This is a genomic window from Streptomyces sp. SX-6, from assembly GCF_059089585.1.
The window spans coordinates 54,473-75,519 of sequence record NZ_JBTHHU010000020.1; the positions used below are offsets into that span (position 1 = coordinate 54,473).

General features: G+C 74.4%; 9 protein-coding genes. 7 read left to right on the top strand and 2 right to left on the bottom strand.

What is annotated here, in order from left to right; translation table 11 throughout:
• Window positions 1–2: 2 nt before the first annotated feature.
• Window positions 3–968 (bottom strand): hypothetical protein, encoded by a 966-nt coding sequence (locus ACV530_RS23125; protein WP_494334521.1) that lies wholly within the window; start codon window positions 966–968, stop codon window positions 3–5.
• A 235-nt stretch (window positions 969–1,203) separates the two neighbouring features.
• Between ACV530_RS23125 and ACV530_RS23130 the strand changes: the two genes are divergently transcribed.
• Genes ACV530_RS23130 through ACV530_RS23160 form a run of 7 tightly spaced genes read left to right on the top strand, consistent with a single transcriptional unit; the run spans window position 1,204 to window position 20,250 of the window.
• Window positions 1,204–1,959 (top strand): thioesterase II family protein, encoded by a 756-nt coding sequence (locus tag ACV530_RS23130; protein WP_494334575.1) that lies wholly within the window; start codon window positions 1,204–1,206, stop codon window positions 1,957–1,959.
• A gap of 44 nt (window positions 1,960–2,003) precedes the next feature.
• On the top strand, window positions 2,004–8,327 hold the full coding sequence (locus tag ACV530_RS23135; protein WP_494334522.1) for a type I polyketide synthase: 6,324 nt from the start codon (window positions 2,004–2,006) through the stop codon (window positions 8,325–8,327).
• Complete coding sequence (locus ACV530_RS23140; protein ID WP_494334523.1) at window positions 8,324–12,340, top strand: non-ribosomal peptide synthetase; 4,017 nt, start codon at window positions 8,324–8,326, stop codon at window positions 12,338–12,340. Before ACV530_RS23135 ends, ACV530_RS23140 begins: the two co-directional genes overlap by 4 nt.
• A complete protein-coding gene (locus ACV530_RS23145) occupies window positions 12,337–15,705 on the top strand; it encodes a non-ribosomal peptide synthetase (RefSeq protein WP_494334524.1) in 3,369 nt (1,122 codons plus the stop codon). The genes ACV530_RS23140 and ACV530_RS23145 overlap by 4 nt, the downstream gene beginning before the upstream one ends.
• Window positions 15,702–16,793: a flavin-containing monooxygenase gene (locus tag ACV530_RS23150; protein ID WP_494334525.1), complete on the top strand. Its 1,092-nt coding sequence runs from the start codon at window positions 15,702–15,704 to the stop codon at window positions 16,791–16,793. The genes ACV530_RS23145 and ACV530_RS23150 overlap by 4 nt, the downstream gene beginning before the upstream one ends.
• Entirely contained in the window at window positions 16,790–18,658 is a 1,869-nt protein-coding gene (locus ACV530_RS23155; RefSeq protein ID WP_494334526.1) for a CoA transferase, read from the top strand. The genes ACV530_RS23150 and ACV530_RS23155 overlap by 4 nt, the downstream gene beginning before the upstream one ends.
• On the top strand, window positions 18,655–20,250 hold the full coding sequence (locus tag ACV530_RS23160) for a class I adenylate-forming enzyme family protein (protein ID WP_494334527.1): 1,596 nt from the start codon (window positions 18,655–18,657) through the stop codon (window positions 20,248–20,250). Before ACV530_RS23155 ends, ACV530_RS23160 begins: the two co-directional genes overlap by 4 nt.
• Here ACV530_RS23160 and ACV530_RS23165 read toward each other — a convergent pair.
• On the bottom strand, window positions 20,231–21,040 hold the full coding sequence (locus ACV530_RS23165) for an alpha/beta fold hydrolase (protein WP_494334528.1): 810 nt from the start codon (window positions 21,038–21,040) through the stop codon (window positions 20,231–20,233). The two genes, ACV530_RS23160 and ACV530_RS23165, sit on opposite strands and share 20 nt — an antisense overlap.
• Window positions 21,041–21,047 lie beyond the last annotated feature (7 nt).

The following is a 21,047-nucleotide window of genomic DNA, read 5'->3' on the forward strand; positions in this document are numbered from 1 at the left end:
GTTCACCTCCGGTACGGGTTCTCCGCGTGGAGCGCCTTTTCGATGATCTCGCCCACGTCCCGGTCGGTGAAGGCGGACGGGAGCGGCAGTCCGATGCCGTCGAAGAGCCGGAGCACCTCGTCGACGGTCGGCTCGTCGCTCAGCGGCTCGGTGCGGGCGAGGCTGACCAGGACCGCCTGTTCCCGGCTCTGGTGGAGTTCGGTGACGTAGTAGTCGTAGAGCGGCCGGTTCTGCTCCACGAGCAGGTTGAGCCGGCGGGGGTCGTCCTGGGTGATGATGAGGCAGGAGTCGGACAGGTCGAACCGCAGGGTGGGCACGCTGGACGACAGGTGGACGTCGGCCTCGAGGGTGTCCAGGCGCTGGCGGTACCAGCAGACGGCGAGGACAGTGGCGTACGACTCCTTGCGGGTGCGGTCGGCGCTCCACGGCTCGGGCGGCGGCACGACGTCCAGCCGGTTGGCGAACGTCTGACGGAAGCGCGCGTAGGCCGCGCACACCTGCTCGTCGGCCGGGTTCACGATCTCGATCTTCATCATGAGGGAGCGGCGGCGGCGCCGCGCCTCCTGCACGCAGACCGGGAGGGTCACGGCTCTGAGGTAGGTGCCGGTACCGCCCTTGAACACCCAGCGGTCGGTGGTCAACCGGGCCTGGTCCAGGGCGCGTTCGAGCTCGTCGCCGGAGAGCGTGCGCACCATGGTGAGGTCCTCGATGGCCCGCCGGGTCCCGGCCGTCGCCTCGTGGATGTCGGCGAGGCGACGGCGGCGCTCGTTGAGCGTCCCGTAGACGAGCGCGCCGAGCACCAACAGGGTGGCGCCGGAGCCCACGTTGGGCTCGAGGTTGTGGTCGAAGATCTCCAGCAGGCCGATGATGAGCGCGGCGCCCATGGCGACGACCGCGTCGAGGTTTCTGATGACCCAGCCGACGGCGCTCTCGATCCGGCGCCCCCGCTCGGCGGTTCTGCGTGCCACAGCAACACCCTCCCCCCGGATGGCGCCATCGTAGGAGGGGCGGAGGCCACCGAACAGGGCACAATGGCGGATCTTCCAGGCGCAGTCGGTACGTCGACATTTCCCGCTGACTCGTACACCGACATTCGGACAATCATGTGCTCCATGGGTACACGGACTTGGGAGTCTGATAGAGAGGGATCGAACGTTTCAGCCAGTCATCGGACTGGGCTACGGGGGATCATTCATGCCGAACATGTGGCTGCCCTTGGGCGAGCCGAGCGACAATTCAAGGTTTTTACTCTTCTGTCTTCCCTGTGCCGGCGGCGGTGCTTCCGCATATCGCGGCTGGCGGGAATCCCTCCCCGCGTGGATCGACGTGCTGCCGTTGGGTCTGCCCGGCAGGGAGAACCGGATCGACGAGCCCTCCTGCCCCGATCTCGGCACCCTGGTGACCGCGGTGTCCTCGGTGGTGCGGCCCCACGCGGAGGCCGGGCGGGCGTACGGTCTGTTCGGGCACAGTCTCGGTGCGCTCGTCGCCTATCACGTGGCGCAGCAGCTGCGGACGTGGGGCGCGCCGGAGCCGGGGCATCTGTTCGTGGCGGGCCACCGGGCCCCGCATCTGCCCGACCGGGTGCCGCCGGTCCATCACCTTCCGGACGCCGAGTTCACCCAACAGGTGTGTGAACTGGGCGGCCTGTCCAGGGAGTTGCTCGCGGAGCCCGATCTGCTGAGGCTGGTGCTGCCCGCGCTCCGGGCCGACTTCGTCATCAGCGACACCTACACCTCTCCTTCACTGCCGCCCCTCGCGTGCCCCGTCACGGCGCTCGGCGGGCTGGACGATCCCACGGCCGACGAGGCGGAGACGGCCGCCTGGCGCTCGCACACCGCCGGGGCCTTCCGGCTCGCCATGGTTCCGGGCGGGCACTTCTTCGTGACGTCCGCGCGGCAGATGGTCACCGGGATCGTGGAGAGCGGCATTCACCGGAGCGTCAGGGCGCACGCGCGCTGATCCGTCCCACCCCCCACAGGCAAGCAAGGCAAAGGAGCACTCGTTTGTCCAGGGAAAACGGAACGGGCTGTTGTCCTGGCGGACAGGACAGCCGACCGGAATCGATCGCCGTCATCGGAATGGCCGGGCGATTCCCCGGGGCGCCCGATACCGAGGCTTTCTGGAACATGCTCTGCGCGGGGCATGACGCGATCACGGAAGTTCCCGCGGAGCGGTTCGGCGTCGACGAGATCTATGAGAAGGACGGGCCCGCTCCGGGCCGGGTGACCAGCCGGTGGGGCGGATTCCTGGAGGATGTCGATCTTTTCGACGCGGAATTCTTCGGCATAGCCCCGAAGGAGGCCGAACGGCTCGATCCCCAGCAACGTCTGTTGCTGGAGGTGTCGTACGAGGCGCTCGAGGACGCCGGGCTGCCGCCCGCGCGTCTCGCCGGGAGCGCCACGGGGGTCTTCATCGGCCAACTGGGCGGGGATTACTGGCATCTTCAGTGCCGTGATCCGCGGAGCCTGTCGATCTACTCCACCGCCGGGGCCGCTTCGCGCGCGGTGACGTCGGGACGGCTGTCGTTCGCGTACGACCTGCGCGGGCCGAGCCTCACCGTGGACACCGCGTGCTCGTCCTCCCTGGCCGCCGTGCACATGGCTGTACGGAGCCTGCGGGCGGGCGAGTGCGGCACGGCGCTGGCGGGCGGGGTGAACCTGGTGCTGCTGCCGGACGAGACGATCACCTACTCCAGTGCGGACATGCTCGCCCGGGACGGGCGCTGCAAGTTCGGCGACGAGCGGGCCGACGGGTTCGTGCGCAGCGACGGCGTGGGCGTGGTGGTGCTCAAGCCGCTGGCGAAGGCGCTCGCCGACGGCGACACTGTGCGGGCCGTGCTGCGCGGCAGCGCGCTGGGCAACGACGGGCAGGGCAGCGGCTATCTGATGACCCCGAGCGCCGAGGGCCAGCGCCAGGTGCTGGCCGCCGCCTGCGCGGACGCCGGTGTCGAGCCCGCGGACATCGACTACGTCGAGGCGCACGGCACCGGCACCCGTGCCGGGGACCCGGTGGAACTGGGCGCGCTGGGTGCGGTGTTGGGCCGGGGGCGTCCGGCCGGCCGTCCCGCGCTGGTGGGGTCGGTCAAGACCAACATCGGGCACGCGGAGGCCGCGTCGGGCATGGCGGGGCTGATCAAGGCGGTGCTGTGCCTGGAGCGGGGGACGGTGCCGGGCAGTCTGCATCTGTCGGTGCCCTCGCCGGCCGTGCCCTGGGAGACGCTGCCGCTCGTCGTGGTGCGCGAGGCGACCCCGCTTCCGGAGCGGGGGCGGGCCCCGCTCGCGGGGGTGAGCAACTTCGGGATATCGGGGACCAACGCCCATGTCGTCCTCGAGGGTCCGCCGGCCCCGGCCGTGCCCGCGCACGGCGACGGCCGCGGTCCGCTGCTGTTGCCGCTGTCGGCCCGTACGCCCGAGGCGCTGCGGGAACTCGCCGGGCGGTACGTCTCCTTCCTGGAGGGCCCCGGCGCGGAGGAGGGCCTGCGGGACATCGCGGGGACCCTGGCCACCCGGCGCCAGCACCACGAGTGCCGGCTCGCCCTCGTCGCGGAGGACCACTGCAAGGCGGCCGGGGCGCTGCGCGCGTACCTCGCCGGAGGCGAGCCGGACGGCGTGGTGACGGCCGACGACGTCCCGGGGCAGCGGCCCCGGGTCGTGTTCGTCTTCCCCGGCCAGGGCTCCCAGTGGATCGGCATGGGGCGGGAGTTGCTGGAGAGCGAGCCGGTGTTCCGGGCGGTGCTCGAGGAGTGCGACGAGGTGATCGCCGCGGAGTCCGGGTGGTCGGTCGTCGAGCTGCTGCGCAGCGGTACGCCGGAACGGTTCGCGCAACTGGACGTGATCCAGCCGGCGCTGTGGGCGATGGAGGTGGCGCTCGCCACCGTATGGCGCTCGTGGGGCGTCGCGCCGGACGCGGTGCTGGGGCACAGCATGGGCGAGGCGGCCGCCGCCTGCGTCGCGGGCGCCCTGACGACGGCCGAGGCCGGGGCGGTGATCTGCCGCCGCAGCGCGCTGGCCAAACGGCTGGCCGGGCGCGGGGCGATGGCGTACGCGGAGCTGTCCTCGGCCGAGGCGGAGGAGGCGGTGCGGGGGTACGACGGGCGGGTGGCGGTGGCGGTCCGCAACAGCCCGTCCTCGACGGTCCTTTCCGGGGATCCGGACGCGGTCGACGAGATCCTCGCGGCCCTGGCCGCGCGTGAGGTGTTCGCCCGGCGGATCAACGTGGACTTCGCCTCGCACAGCCCGCAGATGGACGAGCTGCGCGACGAGCTCGTCGCCTCGCTCGCGGAGCTGCGCCCGCGCGCGGGCGATGTCCCGGTGCACTCGACCGTACGGGACGAGGTGATCGACGGTTCCGGCATGGACGCCGTCTACTGGGCCGACAATCTGCGCCGGCCGGTGAACTTCGGCTCCGCGGTCCGCCGCGAGGCGGCGGCCGGGGACACGGTCTTCGTGGAGATGAGCCCGCATCCGGTGCTCCACTCGGCGCTGCGGGAGAACCTGGGCGACCGCGCGGACGGGCGCGTCGTGGGGTCGCTGCGCAAGGAGGAGCCGGAGCGGGCGAGCCTGCTGGCCGGGCTGGGGGCGCTGTACGCGGCGGGCTGTCCGGTCGACTGGCCCGCGGTGCTGGGCGGTCCGGGACGTGCGGTGCGGCTGCCCGGCTATCCGTGGCAGCGCGGCCGCCACTGGCACGCCCCGGAGCCGCCCGCCCGTACCGCCGCGCCGACGGCACGCGGACGCCACCGGCTGCTCGGCGCGGAAGGCCCACGGGAGGGGGAACTGCGGCTCTGGGAAGGCCCGTTGGACCGGGGGGCGAACGCCTATCTCGACGGCCACCGGGTGCAGGACACGGTGATCCTTCCCGGCACGGCCTCGGTCGAGCTGGCGCTGGCCGCCGGCGGGGAGGTGTACGGCGGGCTGCCGCTGTGCGTCGGCGAGGTCCGGTTCCGTTCCGCTCTGTTCCTGGCGCCGGGCGAGGCGCCGGTGCTGCGCGTCGGGCTCGTGCAAGAACCGTCCGGCGCCCACCGGTTCGAGGTGGCCAGCAGGACGGCGGGCGACGATGCCTGGCAGACGCATGTGACCGGTGCCGTACGGCGCGGCGAGGCACCGGAGGTGGGGGCGGAGTCGCTGGAGCAGGCCCGGGGGCGGTGCCGAGTCCGGCTCGCGGGCGAGGAGTTCTATCGCCGCCACGCGGGGCTGGGCAACCAGTGGTCGGGGGCGTTCCGGGGCATCGACGAGCTGTGGCAGGGCGCCGGGGAGCTCGTGGCCGGGATCGTCTGCCCGGACGCGGTCGCGGCGGATCTGGGTACCCACCGTTTCCATCCGGCGCTGCTCGACGCGGTGTGCCAGACCCTGGCGGCCACGGTGCGCTGGCCGGAGGGCGGCGAGGACGCGTTCGTGCTGGACGGCATCGGCGAGGTCCGTGTCCACCGCGCGCCGGGCCCGCGGCTGTGGGCGCACACCCGGCTCACGTCGGATGTGCCGGGCGGGGCGTTCACGGGCGACGTCGACGTCTTCGACACCGAGGGCCGTCCGGTCGCGGAGCTCCGCGCGCTGTGCCTGCGTCATCTGGTGCCGGGGGCGGACCGCGAGGACCGTACGGCCGGCTGGTTCCACCGGGTGAGCTGGCGCCCCGCGCCACGCGGGGACGCCGCCGCCGGTGCGCGGCGGTGGCGGGTGCTGGGGGACGCGGGCGGGGTCGGCGACGCCCTCGTGGCGCGGCTGCGCGAGAGCGGGCACGACGCGGCGGCCGTCGCCGCCGGGGAACCGCTCCCCCACGGTGACCGCACGGGCGTGGTCGACCTGCGCGCCCTGGACCTCACGCCGGCGCAGGACGTGGCGGATTGTCCGGAGGGCAGCGAGCTCTGCGGGCCCGCGCTGACGCTCCTGCGGGATCTCGGCCGCCTCACCGGGGCGCGGGCGCCCCGGCTGTGGCTGGTGACGCGGGGTGCGCAGGCCGCCGTACCGGAGGAGGGCAGCGACCCCTTCCAGGCGGCGCTGTGGGGGCTGGGCCGTGCCGCGTCACGCGAACACCCGGATCTGCGCGTGTCGTTGGCGGACATCGGTGCCGCCGACGGCCCCGCGGACGCGGCCGCCGCCCTGGCCGCGGAGCTGACGGCGGACGGCGCCGAGGACCAGGTCGCGCTGCGGGCCGGGGCCCGGTACGTGGCGAGGCTGGTGCCGCACCGGATGCCCAGGCGCGACAGCGGGGCCGTCCGGCCCCGGGCACTGCGGATCCCCGTGCCCGGGGACCTGGGCGACCTGGAGCTCGCGGAGACACTGCGGCCCGCGCCCGGCCCCGGCGAGATCGCCGTACATGTCTCGCACGCCGCGCTCAACTACCGGGACGTGCTGTGCGCCCTCGGCGCCTATCCCGGCCAGGGGGCGGGCAGCCCCGAACTGGGCTGGGAGTGCGCGGGCACGGTGACCGCCACCGGGCCGGGGGTCACCGGACTCGCCGTCGGGGACGAGGTGGTGGCGCTCGCGCCCGCCGCCTTCGCGACCGACGTGGTGACCCGGGCCTGCCTGGCGGTGCGTGTGCCGGAGCGGCTCGACGCGGCGGAGGCCGTCACGATGCCCGCGGCCTTCCTCACCGCCCTGCACGCGCTGGTCCACCTCGCCCGGACCGGGACGGGCGAGCGCGTGCTCGTCCACTCCGCGACGGGCGGTGTCGGGCTGGCCGCCGTACAGGTCGCGCAGTGGCGCGGGGCGCGCGTGCTGGCCACGGCGGGCACGGCGGAGAAGCGGGCCGCGCTGCGGGCCCTGGGGGTCGCGCACGTCGCGGACTCCCGTTCGTGCGCGTTCGCCGGGGAGTTCCGCAACGCGCTGGGCGGTGCTGGCGTGGACGTCGTCCTCAACACCCTGACAGGCGAGGCGATTTCGGCCAACCTGGGACTGCTCGCCCCGTACGGCCGCTACGTGGAGCTGTCGAAGAAGGACATCCTGGCCGACCGCGGACTCGGCATGGCGCTCTTCGAGCAGAACGTGTCGTTCTCCGCCGTCGACGTCATCGACATGATCCGCAACCGGCCGGAGCAGGCGGGCCGGCTGCTGCGGGAGATCTTCGGCCTGGTGGAGCAGGGCGTGCTGCGCCCGTTGCCGTACCACCTCCACCCGGCGGCGGAGGCGGCCGAGGCGTTCCGGCTGATGGCTCGTTCGCGGCACATCGGCAAGGTGGTCCTCGACTTCACGGGCGCGGACGCCCCTGCTCCCGTGGGCGGGCCGGCGGTCCGTTCCGACGCGGCCTATCTGGTCACCGGCGGGCTGGGCGGCCTGGGCGGCGTGGTGGCGCGCCGGCTCGTGCACCGGGGAGCCCGGGACCTGCTGCTCACCGGACGCTCGCCGCTGCCCGAAGGGCCCTGCCCGCAGCGGGAGTTGCTGGACGGTCTGCGGGCGGCCGGGGCCCGGGCCGAGTACGCGGCCGTGGACGTGGCCGACGAGGGAGCCATGCGCACCCTGCTGGAGCGGCGGGAGCGGGAGGGTCATCCCCCGGTCCGCGGCGCGGTGCACGCGGCGGGCGTCATCCGCTACCGGGCGCTGGCCGACACCGGTCCGTCCGACCTGGACGCCGTCATGCGGGCCAAGGTCGCCGGAGGGTGGGTCCTGCACCGGGTGCTGGCGGATGCTCCGCTGGACTTCCTGGTGCTGTTCTCCTCCGGTTCCTCGGTCCTCGGCTCGCCGCTGCTGGGCGGTTACGCGGCGGGCAACGCCTTCCTGGACGCGCTGGCCCGGCACCGACGGAGGGCGGGACTGCCCGCGCTCGGCATCAACTGGGGCTTCTGGAGCTCGCTGGGCATGGTGGCGCGGGAGGCCGAGGAGCAGCAGCGCTCGATGGCGCCGCGCGGCATGACGAGCTTCGACCCGGCCGACGGCATCGAGGTGATGGAGCGGCTGCTGGCCGAGGACGCCGACGGCGTCGCGGTGCTGCCCACCGACTGGCAGGTGTGGCGGGACGCCTATCCGGACGCCGCCGCGGCACCACTGCTGGGCGAACTCGTCGCCGCCGGGCGGCAGGAGGACAGTGCACCGCCCGCGACCGAGGAGACGGGCGGGCGGTCCCTCGAGGACTACCTCGCGGACCTGACGGCCCGGGTGGTCGGCGCCTCGGGCCGCGTCACGCCCACCCGGCCGCTGAGCAGGCTCGGGGTCGACTCGCTGATGGCGATGGAGATCCGCACCCGTATCCAGCGGGACCTGGGCGTGGCGCTGCCGGTGGTGAAGCTGCTCGGCCGGCACACGCTCACCGATGTCGCGGCGTCGCTGCGTGCGCTCATGGAAGAGAAGGACGACAACAAGCGGACCGATGAGGCCCGGTGGGAGGTGGTGGAGCTATGACCGCCGAGACGGTGCACGACATTCTCGAGGAGATCGCCGGAATCGGCGCCGAGATACGGGTGTCGGAGGGCAGGCTGCGCTGCCAGGCGCCACCGGGCACCCTCACCCCGGACCTGCGGGCCAGGCTCGCCGAGCACCGTGACGCGCTCATCACGGCGCTCACCGCACCGGTCGCTCTGGATCCTGCGGCGGCGCACGAGCCGTTCCCACTGACGGACCTTCAACAGGCGTACTGGCTGGGCCGGACCGGCGCCTACTCCATGGGCGGCGTCTCCGCCCATCTCTACCTGGAGTCGGAGAGCGACGACCTCGACCCGGCCCGCTTCGAGGCGGCGTGGCGCAAGGTCGTGCGCCGGCACCCCATGCTCCGGGCGGTGATCCTCCCGGACGGACGGCAGCAGGTGCTGCCGGAGGTGCCCGGGTACGAGGTGCGGGTGCTGGACCTGCGGGACCGTGACGCGGGCGAGGCCGAGGCGGTGCTGGCCGGGGTGCGCGAGGAGATGTCCCACCAGGTGCTGCCGGCGGACCGGTGGCCGCTGTTCGACATCCGGTTCACCCTGTTGCCGTCCGGGCGCCGCCGCGTGCACGTCAGCGCGGACATCCTGCCCGCGGACGGCTGGAGCCTGCAGCTCGCCTTCGGAGAGTGCGAGCGCTTCTATCGCGATCCCCAACTGGTGCTCCCCGAGGTGGAGCTGACGTTCCGCGACTACGTCCTCGCCGAGCACCGTCTGCGGGACGGCGCCGAGTACCGCAAGGCGCTGGAGTACTGGCGGCACAGGGCCGCCGAGCTGCCGGGCCCGCCGGAACTGCCGCTGCGCTGCGCACCGGAGGAGCTGGCGAGGACACGGTTCGTCCGGCACGCGGGGCGGATCGGCACGGAGGCCTGGAGCCGTGCGACGGAGCTGGCCGGGGAACACGGGGTGACGGCCTCGGCCCTGCTGCTCACCGCGTACGGCCTGGTGATCGGCGAGTGGAGCAGGAGCCCCCGCTTCCTGCTGAGCCTGACCCTCTTCAACCGGCTGCCGCTGCACCCCCAAGTCGACGATGTCGTCGGCGACTTCACCTCCTTCACGCTGGTGGACGTCGACCACGCCCTGCCGGGCGGTTTCGCGGCCCGTGCCCAGCGGCTCCAGGACCGGCTGCACGAGCAGCTCGAGCACGCGGCGGTGAACGGCGTGCAGATCCTGCGGGAGATGTCCTCCCTCAGGGGCCGGGCCTCCGCGCCGGTGGTGCTGACGAGCCTGGTCAACCACCGGGGGCACGGCATGGGCCCGTTCGGCTGGCTCGGCGAGCAGGTGCACTGCCTGTCCCAGACCCCGCAGGTGTGGATCGACCACCAGGTGTACGAGGACGCCGGGGAGCTGGTGGTCACCTGGGACCTGGTCGAGGACCTGTTCCCGCAGGGCGTGCCGGAGGCGATGTTCTCCGCGTACACGAGTCTGCTGGAGTCGCTGGCTCGAGCAGAGACGTGGGAGGGCGAGCCGCCCTCCCTGCTGCCGTCCGAACAGCGCGCCCGGCGCAGCGCCTGCAACGACACCGCAGCCGAGCTACCCGAGGGCACGCTGCACGGGCTGTTCGCCGACCGGGCACGTGAACAGCCGGACGCCACAGCGGTGCTGACGGACGGGCGCGAGCTGTCGTACGGGGAGCTGGACCGGCTCTCGGACGGGCTCGCGCGCCGCCTGGCCGAGGCCGGCTGTGCGCCCGGCGACCTGGTGGCGGTGGTGATGGAGAAGGGCTGGGAGCAGGTCGCCGCCGTGCTGGGGGTGCTCAAGGCGGGTGCCGCGTACGTACCGCTGGAGGCCGGCTGGCCGAAGGCGCGCCGTGAGGGCGTGCTGCGCTCGGCGGGCGTCCGGCACGTCCTGGCCCGGCGGGAGAGCGAACCCGAAGGGGTGGAGATCCTCCCGGCCGGCGCGGGGCGCGGGGCGCCGGAACGATGTCCCGGCGACCTGGCCTATGTCATCTACACCTCGGGGTCGACCGGGCGCCCCAAAGGGGTGGCGATCGACCACCGGAGCGCGGTGAACACCGTGCTGGACATCAATCAGCGCTTTGAACTCGGGCCCGGGGACCGGGTGTTCGGCGTGTCGGCGCTGAGCTTCGACCTGTCCGTGTGGGACATCTTCGGCACCCTCGCCGCGGGCGGCACGCTGGTGCTGCCGGCTGAGACAGACCGCCGTGACCCGGCCCGCTGGTCGCAGCTGATGCGCCGGTGCGGGGTCACGGTGTGGAACTCGGCGCCCGCCCTGATGGAACTGTTCACCGAGTACGCGGCGGGACGGGCCGAACTGATGCCGGAACTGCGGCTGATTCTGCTGTCCGGCGACTGGATACCCGTGACCCTCCCGGATCGCATACGCGAACTGAGGCCCGACGCACGGGTGGTGAGCCTCGGCGGAGCCACCGAGGGCAGTATCTGGTCGATCCGCCACGAGATCACCGGCGTCGACCCCGCCTGGACCTCCATCCCCTACGGCGTCCCCCTGGCCAACCAGCGGATGTACGTACTGAACGAGGCGCTGCGGGACTGCCCGGACTGGGTGACCGGGCAGATCCACATCGGCGGCGCGGGACTCGCCCGCTGCTACTGGAACGCCCCGGAGCAGACGGCGGCGGCGTTCATCACCCACCCCGTCACCGGTGAACGGCTCTACCGAACGGGCGACTTGGGCCGGTTTCGCCCCGACGGGGTGATCGAGTTCCTCGGGCGCGAGGACGGCCAGGTCAAGCTGAGCGGCCACCGGGTCGAGCTGGGCGAGATCGAGGCCGTCGCGCTGGAGCACCCGCAGGTCACGGCCGCCGCCGTCGTCGTGACCGGGGAGCGGGGCGCCCTGAGGACGGCGGCGTTCGTCACGGGGCCGGCCGATGTCGCCGCACTCGGCGCGCACTTCGCCGGGCGGCTGCCCGCGTACATGGTCCCGTCGGCCGTCACGGTTCTGGACGCCCTGCCGCTGACCGCCAACGGCAAGGTCGACCGCGCGAAGCTCGCCGCGGACGCGGCGGCCCGCACCGCTCCCCCGGCCCCGGCCTCGGCCGGCGCTCCGGGCGGCGACACGCTCGAGCGCACGCTCGCCGCTGTCCGCCGGGTGCTGCGGACGCACGCCTGCGACCCCGATGCCGACCTGCTGCGACTGGGCGCCAGTTCGCTGGACCTGGTGCGTCTCGCCAACGAGCTGGAGAAGGACTTCGGCACGCGTCCCGCGCTGGAGGAGTTCGTGCGGCTGACGACGCCGCGCGCCATCGCCGCGCACTTCGCCGCCGGGCAGGCCCCGCGGCGGCAGGCGTCGCAGCAGATCATCACGGATCCCGGGGAACGCGAGCGGTTCAAGCGCCGCCGGCTCGCCCTGATCCGGCCGCAGGAGCCCGGTATCCAACTGGCAGCCGTGCCCCCGCGCCCCGCCGACCTGCTGCGGCGGCGCACCAGGAGGGCGTTCGCCGCCCGGCCCGTGGGCTTCGAGGATTTCGGTGCCCTGCTGGGGGCGTTGCGGCAGGAGGCCGTGGGCGAGGAGCGGGTGCGGGCGCTGTACCCGTCGGCGGGTGCGGTGTTCCCGGTGCAGACCTATGTGCACGTCGCGGACGGACGGGTCGAGGACGTCCCGGCGGGCACCTACTACTACGACCCCGACGCGCACCGGCTGGCCGTGCTCACCCCCGGCTCGGTGCCCGAGCCGGCGGCCCACTGGCCGGTCAACCGGCCGGTCGCCGACGACGCCGCGTTCGCGCTGCACCTGGTGGCGGAGCCGGACGCGATCGAGCCCGTCTACGGCGAACTCGCCGACCGCTTCACGCTGTTGGAGGCAGGACACATGGGACAGGTGCTGATGACCGTGGCCCCGGGCTGCGGTATCGGCCTGTGCCCGGTGGGGTCGCTCGACACCGCGGCCCTGCACGGCCCGTTCGGCTTCGGCCCCGGCAGGCAGGTGCTGCACACCCTGCTCGGCGGCGCCGTCGACGGGGACGAGGACAAGACGGCCGCCACGGGCGACGACGCATGGGAGGAGGGCGAACTATGACCCCGGAAACCGGAATCACCGGGACCACCGGGACCGAGGACATGGCCGGCGCGGCGGCGGACCTGCTCGCCGCGCTGGAGCGGCGCGGTGTGCAACTGCGCGCGGAGAACGGCACGTTGCACTATCGGGCCCCGCAGGGTGCCCTCACCACGGACCTCAGGGACCGCCTCGCCGTGCTCAAGCCGTGGGTCGTGCACGTGCTGCGCCGGCGTTCCGCGCCGGACCCGGGGGCGGCGTACGAGCCGTTCCCGCTCACGCCCATCCAGCAGGCCTACTGGGCGGGCGGGACGGACCTGTTCGAGCTGGGCGGGATACGGGCGCACGTCCTGCTGGAGTTCGCCCGGGCCGATCTGGACGAGGACCGTTTCGCACGGGCCTGGAACCGGGTCGTGGACCGGCATCCGATGCTCCGCTGTGTCGTCCTGTCCGACGGGACCCAGCGGGTGCTGCCGGAGGTGCCTCCGTACCGGCCCGGGACGGAGGACCTGCGGACGGAGGACGACAGCGGGGCGGCCCGACTCGAGCGCATCCGGCTCGAGTTGACGCACGAGGGCCCGTCGACGGACACCTGGCCGCTGTTCGACGTGCGGGTGTGCCGGACGCGGGAGCGGCACCATGTGTTCCTCTCGCTGAGCCTGCTGGTCTGCGACGCCCTCAGTTCCACGCTGATCCTCGCCGACCTCGAGCGCTTCCTCCGCGACCCGGACCTCGAACTGCCGCCGCTGGAGCTGACGTTCCGCGACTGGTGCGCGTCCCAGGAAACGGCACGCGAGACCCCGGAGTACGCGCGTGCGCTCGCCCACTGGCGCGAACGCGCCCGGGTCCTGCCGCCCGCTCCGGAACTCCCGCTCGCCAAGAGCCCGGCGGAGGCGGGCAGTCCGCGTTTCGTCCGCCACCGGCACCGGCTGGACGCCGCGGCGTGGGGGCGGGTCCGGGAGGCGGCGACAGCACGCGGGGTGACGCCGTCGAGCGCGCTGCTGGCCTGTTACGGGCAGGTGCTCGCGCGGTGGGGCAAGAGCCCGCACTTCACGGTGAACGTGCTGCACTCGCAGCGCCGTCCGCTGCATCCGCAGGTCGAGGAGATGGTGGGCAACTGCAGCTCGACCGTGCTGGTCGAGGTGGAGGTCCGTGCCGGGGAGCCGTTCGCCGAGCTGGCCCGCCGTGTGCAGCGGCGGCTGTGGACGGACATGGAGCACAGCGCGGTCAGCGGTGTCGACGTGCTGGCCGGGATGAACGCGGCGGGCGGCTCGAGGACGCGGGCGGCGATGCCCGTCACCTTCGCCAGCGCCCTCCACCTCACCGAGGACGACCCCGGTGCGACGTCCGGCGCGTGGCAGCGGGACCTGGTGACCTCGCGCATGCAGACACCGCAGGTGTGGCTCGACCACCAGGTCGTCGAGGAGGACGGGGAGCTGGTGCTCAACTGGGACGTGGTGGAGGCCCTGTTCCCGGCCGGGATGCCGGAGGACATGTTCGGCGCGTACCTCGGCCTGCTGAAGTCGCTGGCCGGGCCGGACGGCTGGGACCGCGCGGCGGGCTCCCTGCTGCCGCCGGACCAGGCCGCGGCGCGCGCGGTCTACCACGCCACGGACGGCCCGGGGCCGGACGGAGCGACGCTGTACGGCCTGTTCGCCGAGCGGGCCGAGGAGCGTCCGGGCGACCTGGCGGTCGTCTGCGAGGACCGGTCCCTGACCTACGGCGAACTCGCCGCGCTCGCGGACCGGGTGGCGGGCCGGCTGCGCGCGTGGGGGCTGGGCCGGGGCGGCCTGGCCGCGGTGGTGATGGAGAAGGGCTGGGAGCAACTCGCCGCCGTGCTCGGGGTGATGCGGACCGGGGCCGCGTACGTCCCGGTCGACGCCGCGTGGCCCGCGGCACGCCGCGACGACGTGCTGGCCTCGTCGGGCGTGGCGTGCGTGCTGACCCAGTCGTGGCTGGGCGAAACGCCCGGCCTGCCGGTCCTCGCCGTCGACACCCTGGCCTTGGAGCCGGAGCCCGGTGACGACGCGGGGCCGGGCGAGGGCCCCCGGGCGGAGGACCTCGCCTACATCATCTACACCTCGGGCTCCACCGGGCGCCCCAAGGGGGTGGCCGTCCGCCACGGGGCGGCGGTGAACACCGTGCTGGACATCAACCGGCGCTTCGGACTCGGGCCCGCCGACCGGGTGTTCGGGATCTCGGCGCTGAGCTTCGACCTGTCGGTGTGGGACGTCTTCGGCACCCTCGCCGCGGGCGGCACGCTGGTGCTGCCGGGCGAGGGGGCGCGGCGCGACCCCGCCCACTGGTCGGAGGAGATGCGCCGGTACGGGGTCACCGTGTGGAACTCCGCACCCGCCCTGATGCAGTTGCTCGTCGAGTACGCGGCGGGACGGGCCGAGCTGATACCGGAGCTGCGGCTGGTGCTGCTGTCCGGCGACTGGATACCCGTGACCCTGCCCGGCCGGATACGCGAACTGAGGCCCGGCACGAAGGTGGTGAGTCTCGGCGGAGCGACCGAGGGCAGCATCTGGTCGATCCACCACGAGGTGGAGGACGCCGACCCCGCCTGGACCTCCGTCCCCTACGGCACTCCCCTGGCCAACCAGCGGATGTATGTCCTGGACGAGGCCTTCCACGAGCGCCCCGACTGGGTGACCGGGCAGATCCACATCGGCGGCGCGGGGCTCGCCGACTGCTACTGGAACGCCCCGGACCTGACCGCCGCGTCCTTCATCACCCACCCGCGCACCGGTGAACGGCTCTACCGCACGGGCGACTTGGGCCGGTTCCGCCCGGACGGGGTGATCGAGTTCCTCGGGCGCGAGGACGGCCAGGTCAAGGTGAACGGTTACCGCATCGAGCTGGAGGAGATCGAGTCCGTCGCGCTGGAACACCCGCGCGTCACGGCCGCGACGGTCGTAGCGACCGGGGCTCAAGGTGACCGGGGCCTCGCCGCGTTCTGGACCGGGACGGCCGATGCCGCCGAGGCGCGGCGGCATCTGGCGGAGCGGCTCCCCGACTACATGGTGCCGTCCGCCCTGACCCCGCTCGACGCCCTGCCCCTGACCGCCAACGGCAAGGTCGACCGGGCGGCGCTCGCCGGCCGCGCCCCGGCCGCCGCCGCCCGGCCGAGGGGGTACACGGCCCCGCGCGACGCGCTCGAGTCCCGGCTGGCCGCCCTGTGGTCACAGGCGCTGGGCGGTGTGAAGGTCGGCGTGCACGACGACTTCTTCGGCCTCGGCGGACGTTCCCTGCCCGCACTGCGGCTCATGGTGCGGGTGGAGCAGGAGCTCGGTGTACGGCTCCCGGTGGCCATGCTGCTGCGCGGCGCCACCCTGGGCGAACTCGCGGAGGCGATCCGCGCGGAAGCGGAAGGCGAGGCGTCATGACGGCGGACGGTGCGGAAGAGGTGGATGTCCTGGTGATCGGTGCCGGGCAGGCGGGGCTGGCCCTGGGATACTTCCTGACCCGGCAGCGCCGCCGGTTCGTCCTGCTGGACTCGGCCGACGCGGTGGGCGCGTCCTGGCGGGACCGCTGGGACTCACTGCGGCTGTTCACCCCGGCCCGTTACTGCGGCCTGCCGGGCGCGCCGTTCCCCGGCGACCCGGACCACCACCCCGGCAAGGAGGAGGTGGCCGGGTATCTGGCGGGCTATGCGCGCACGTTCGGCCTGCCGGTCCGCCCGGGCAGCCGGGTCACCTCGCTGACCCACAACGGGACCGTCTTCACGGCGGTCGCCACGGGCGGCACCTGGCGCGCCCGTCATGTGGTGGTCGCCACAGGTCCGTTCCAGTCCCCCGTGGTGCCGGACGTGGCGGGCGGGCTCGACCCGCGCGTCGTCGCCGTGCACAGCACCGGGTACCGCAACCCCGGCCTGCTGCCGGGGAACCGGGTGCTGGTGGCGGGCGCCGGGAACTCGGGCGCCCAGATCGCCGCGGAGCTGGGCGCGGCCGGGCGCGAGGTGGTCCTCGCCGGGCCGAAGCTGCCGTGCATGCCCCAACAGGTGCTCGGGCGCGATGTCTTCCAGTGGTTCAGCGCGCTGGGGCTGCTGCGCACCGGGACCGACACCGTGCTCGGCAGACGGCTCAGCGACCGGGAGACGCTGATCGGCACCTGCCCCCGGGCCCTCGCGGAGCGGGGCGTGGTGCGCCTGAAGCCGCGGGTGACCGGTGCCGACGGCGGGACGGTGCTGTTCGCGGACGGTTCCCGGACGGAGCCCGACGCCGTGGTGTGGGCGACCGGCTTCCGTCCGCACCTGCCGTGGCTGGAGCTGCCCGTGCTGGACGCGCGGGGGGCGCCCCGTCACAGCGGCGGCGCCACCGAGGTGCCCGGCCTGTACTTCCTGGGCCTGCCCTGGCAGACCCACCGCAGCTCGGCCATCCTCGCCGGGGTGGGCCACGATGCCGCCATGGTCGCCCGGCGCATCAACGGCACGGGACGGCTCACCGCCACCGCCGCCTCCAGGAGGCACCCATGAACCGGCCGACCCCGCTGGGGCCTTGGCGTCCCGACGACATCACCGGCACGGTGCTGGCCGGACACGTCGTGACCGGAACACCGGACACCGTGGCGGCCGGGGTCTGCCGCCGTCATCTGCTGGACCTGGGCGCCGTGCCGGGCCCGGGCTCGGGTTCGCTGCGGATCGGCCCGCACGACCCGCTCGCGCTCCGGCTCGACTGGGCCGGGCCCATGGCCGGCGGCCCCGTCGACGAGGTCACCGCCCAGGCGGTGAGCGGGCTGATGCTGCTGCACGGCCGCCGCGAGGGCACGGGTCCGCGCCGCCTCGGCGTGGACTACGCCTCGGTCGCGGCCGGGGTGGTGGCGGCCCAAGGTGTGCTGGCCGCCCTGCTGGGCCGCCTGCGCGGCCTGCGCACCGCCGCGGTGGAGACCTCGGTGCTGGAGGCCGCGCTGCTGGCCGTCTCGCACTATCTAGCCATGGCCACGGCCGAGGACGACGACCCGGCACCACCGCGCCGGGAGGAGGGCGCTCCGCCCCCGTTCGTCTCCGCCGACGGCGTCGCCTTCGAGCTGGAGTGCCTGGCCCCCGACCCCTGGGCCCGGTTCTGGGCGCTGCTGGAGGTGCCCGGCCCCCTGGCCGGGCGGGGGTGGTGGCCGTACGTACGGCGCTACGCCGACGCGTCGGCGCCGTTGCCGTGCGAGCTCCACGCGGCCGTCGGCGCACGGGACTTCGGCCGGATCGAGGAGGCGGCGCGGCAGTCGGGCGCCGGGCTGTGCCGGATGCGGCCGCTCGCCGCGCGGCCCGGCGACCTCGGTGTCGCCGGGGGCGGCCGGGTGGGCGCGCCGTGGCGGCTCACGCCGCTCGGGCCGACCGGCAGCACGTACGGCGGGGGCTCGGCTCCCGGGGGCGGGCTGCCGTTGGAGGGGCTGACGGTCGTGGAGGCGGGGCGCCGCATCCAGGGCCCGCTCGCGGGGAACATGCTGCGGCTGCTGGGGGCGCGGGTCGTGCGGATCGAGCCGCCGGGCGGCGACATCCTGCGCGGCATGGCGCCGCTGGCGGAGGGCTGTTCGGCGGGGTTCCTGGCCTTCAACCGGGGCAAGGAGGCCGTGGAGGCCGACCTGGCGAGCCCGCGGGGCCGGGCGGCGGCGCTGGAACTGGCCGCGTCCGCCGATGTGTTCCTGCACAACTGGGCGCCGGGCAAGGCGGTTTCGCTGGGCCTGGACGCCGAGGACCTGGCCCGGGTCAATCCGTCGCTGGTGTACGCGGAGGCCTCCGGCTGGGGCGACGTGCCGGTCCCGGGCACGCCGCCCGGCACGGACTTCATCGTCCAGGCCCACACCGGCCTCGGCGAGTCCCTGCGCCCGGCGGACGAACCCGCGGCGGTGTCATTGCTGACGCTGCTGGACGTCATGGGCGGGCTGGTGACCGCCGAGGGGGTGCTCGCGGGGCTGCTCGCCCGTGAACGGGACGGCCGCGGGCGGCGGATGGCGTCCAGTCTACTGTCGGCCGCGGCGGTGCTCCAGGCGGCCGACGTCGAGGCCATGGCGACGGGGCGCGAGCGGGGCCGGTCCGGCGGGCGTCCCGTCTGGGGTCCGCTGGACCGGCCGCTGGCCGTGGCGGACGGCGCGTACCTCGCCCTGCCGTCCGGGACCCCTGCCGAGACGGTGTGCGCGGTGGCCGGCGCGGACGGTCCGGACGCGGTGGCCGGGCGTCTCGCCGCGCACGACGCGGCGCACTGGATCGCGCGCCTTCGGGACGCGGGGGTGCGTGCGGTGCGACTGTGCGGCGATCTCGCCGAGTTGGGGGCCGATCCCCGTCTGGCCCCGGTGACCTGCGGCAAGGGTGCCGTGTTCCTGCGCGCGCCGTGGAGGTTCACGCCGTGACCGTACTGGTGGTGCCGGACCAGGTGGCGCCCGGACTGCGGGCCTGGTGGCGCGCGGCGGGGTACTACGGGGCCGAGGACCTGTTCACGATGTTCGCCGGGCGGGCGGCCGCGCATCCCGGCCGGGCCGCGGTGGTCGACGACGAAGGGGCCGTCACGTACGGCGAGTTGCACGGTGCCGCACTGCGCCTGGCGGGCGCGCTGGCCGAAGCCGGGCTGCGCACGGGCGAGGTGATCGCCTGTCAGCTTCCGTCCGGCCGGCGCGCGGCCGCCGTCGAGCTGGCCGCCGCCGCGCTGGGGGCGGTGGTGCTGCCGGTGCCGGCCGGGCGGGACCGGCACGACACCGAGGCCGTGCTCGGCGGCTCGGCCGCGGCCGTGGTGGTGTGCGAGGCCGGCGCCGGGGCCGGGGTGGAGGAGCTGCGCGGTCGGTTGCCCGCGCTGCGTACGGTCGTCGCCGACGGGCAGCGCCTCGAGGCGCTGTTGACGGACGGGCCGCCGCTGCCGGAGCCGGTCGTGCCGGACCTCGCGGCTCCGGCGCGGATCGTGGTGTCCTCCGGTTCGGAGAACACGCCCAAGATGGTCGCCTACTCCCACGAGGCGCTCACCGGCGGCCGGGCCGGACCGCTGGCCCGGCTGTACGGCGCGGACGAACCTCCGCGTGCCTTCTTCCTCGTCCCGCTGGCCTCGTCCTTCGGCACGCTGGGCATTCCGGTCACGCTCGCCCGGCACGGCGGGACGCTGCTGGTGACCGGCAGGTTCCGCGCGGACCGGGTGGCCGCGCGGCTGGAACGGGACCGGCCGACCCACCTGTTCGGCGTGCCCACCATGTTCCAGCTCCTGCTCGAGCACGTACGCCCGTCCCCGGCCTCGGCCCTGCGGGCCGTGGTGGTCGGCGGTGCCCGGCTCGCCCGGCCGGTGCAGGAGGCGTGCCGGGAACGGTTCGGCTGCCCAGTGGTCAACTGCTACGGCTCGGCGGACGGGGTCAGCTGCATGACCGTGCCCGGGACCGCGGACGACGCCGAGTTCACCTCGGTGGGCCGCCCCGACCCGGAGGTGACGGCGATGCGGGTGGTCGGCGAGTCCGGCACCGACGTCCCGGCCGGCGGCGTCGGCGAGGTGTGGGGCCTGGGCCCGATGTCGCCGCTGGGCTACGTGGGCGCGCCGGAGCGCGACCGCCGCTACCGCGTGGCGGGCGGCTGGGTGCGCACCGGCGACCTCGGCTGGTTCGACGCCGGGGGGCGGCTGCACATCGCCGGGCGGCGCGACGATGTGGTGATCCGGGGCGGGCGCAACATCAGCACGGTCGAGATCGAGCTGCTGCTGCTCGGGCATCCGGCCGTGCGGCAGGTCTGCTGTGTCGCGGTGGACGACCCGCTCATGGGCGAACGGGTCTGTGCCTGTGTGGTGCCGGCGGCGGGCCGCCCGACTCCGGTGCTCGGCGAACTGACGCGGTGGCTGCTCGCCGAGCACGCGGTCGAGAAGGTCAAACTGCCCGAGCGGCTCGAGACGTTCACGGAGCTTCCGCACAACGCCGCGGGCAAGGTGGACCGCCGGGAGCTGCGGCGGCGGCTCGCTACGCGAACGTCTCCGTGAGCCAGCCCGCCACGACCTCGCGGAACGCCTCGGGCTCCTCGATGTGGGGGTAGTGGCCGCTGTTCTCGAAGATGTGCAGCCTGGCCGAGGGCAGCGCCCCGGCCAGGCGCTCGCTGTTCTCCGGCGGGCACTGCGGGTCGTGCCGGCCCACCAGCACGAGCGCGGGCTGCTTGACAGCGCCCAGCTCCGGTTCGAGGTCGAAGCCGGACAGGCCCTGGATGAACGCCCCGAGCCGCTCGGCCGAGTTGTCCGCCGCGTCCTCGGCGGGCGCCTCGGGGGTGCGGCCGGGGTCGGCGACGCTGAGCCGGAACATCCGCCGCTGCGCCAACTCCGGGTCGGTGCCGGCGAGTTCCCTGACCTCGGCGGCCTCGCGGGCGCGCGGGTGCGCCGGGTCCCCCAGGCTCCCCCGCACGAACCGGCCGCTGGCGGCCGAGCCGACCAGGACCAGTCCGCTGACGGCCGCCGGGTCGCGCAGCGCGTGCAGCAGGGCGACCATGCCGCCCGTGGACGCCCCTACCGCCAGCCACGGGGCGAGGCCGAGCGCCTCGCGCATGGCCGACAGGTCGGCGGCGAAGCCGTCCATGCCGAGGTCGCCACCGTCGCGCACCGGCCCCGAGCCGGCCATGCCGCGCGGGTTGACCGCGTGCAGGCGCGTGTGCGGGGTCAGGGCGCGGGCGAGCGAACTGCGCGCCGAGACCGTCCGGTACTGATGACACATCACGGCCGGCCGGCCCGTACCGCCCTCCTGGTAGGAGAGTTCTCCGCCGGGCACCGAAACACGCAGATCCATGGACGAG

Excerpts from the sequence above, each read along its gene's own strand:
- ACV530_RS23130 (WP_494334575.1), top strand. The coding sequence starts at position 1,204 with ATGTGGCTGCCCTTGGGCGAGCCGAGCGACAATTCAAGGTTTTTACTC.
- ACV530_RS23140 (WP_494334523.1), top strand. The coding sequence starts at position 8,324 with ATGACCGCCGAGACGGTGCACGACATTCTCGAGGAGATCGCCGGAATC.
- ACV530_RS23145 (WP_494334524.1), top strand. The coding sequence starts at position 12,337 with ATGACCCCGGAAACCGGAATCACCGGGACCACCGGGACCGAGGACATG.
- ACV530_RS23150 (WP_494334525.1), top strand. The coding sequence starts at position 15,702 with ATGACGGCGGACGGTGCGGAAGAGGTGGATGTCCTGGTGATCGGTGCC.
- ACV530_RS23155 (WP_494334526.1), top strand. The coding sequence starts at position 16,790 with ATGAACCGGCCGACCCCGCTGGGGCCTTGGCGTCCCGACGACATCACC.
- ACV530_RS23165 (WP_494334528.1), bottom strand. The coding sequence starts at position 21,040 with ATGGATCTGCGTGTTTCGGTGCCCGGCGGAGAACTCTCCTACCAGGAG.